The organism is Flammeovirga aprica JL-4 (assembly GCF_012844305.1).
Taxonomy (GTDB): domain Bacteria; phylum Bacteroidota; class Bacteroidia; order Cytophagales; family Flammeovirgaceae; genus Flammeovirga; species Flammeovirga aprica.
The window spans coordinates 1-578 of the sequence record NZ_JABANE010000410.1; the positions used below are offsets into that span (position 1 = coordinate 1).

Sequence of the window (578 nt, forward strand, 5' to 3'; positions counted from 1 at the left end):
CACTCACAGTTTTCCTAACCTCGGACAGGTTCCCGGAGTCCGTTCTCCTTATGGTGAACCTTGCCGAGCAGCATTCGGAGCTGAACACCACCTTGATGGCATTACTGGAAGACCTTGGGTTCAAGCAGGTATCGATGCCTCCGGTCTGGAATTGCGATGTCTCGCCCACTTTATGTCCAAGTACGATAATGGAGATTACGCGGACGTTATCCTTAATGGTGACATTCACACAGTTAATCAACAGGCCGCTGAGCTTCCGACTCGTGACAACGCGAAGACATTTATCTACGGGTTCCTTTACGGAGCAGGAGATGAGAAGATTGGACAAATCGTTGGAGCAGGTAAGGAACGCGGAAAGGAACTCAAGAAGAAATTCCTTGAGAATACCCCAGCAATCGCAGCCCTTCGAGAAGGAATCCAGCAGACCCTCGTCGAGTCATCCAGATGGGTTGCCGGAGAACAGAAGGTCAAGTGGAAACGGCGCTGGATTAAGGGACTGGATGGAAGAACGGTACACGTGCGGTCACCACATGCCGCGCTCAACACGTTGCTTCAGTCAGCGGGTGCGCTCATTTGTA

1 protein-coding gene is annotated in these 578 nt (G+C 51.7%); it reads left to right on the top strand.

The window, feature by feature from the left end; genetic code table 11:
• The coding region (locus HHU12_RS34650; protein WP_205960111.1) for a DNA polymerase at nucleotides 1-578 on the top strand (578 nt) is incomplete at both ends.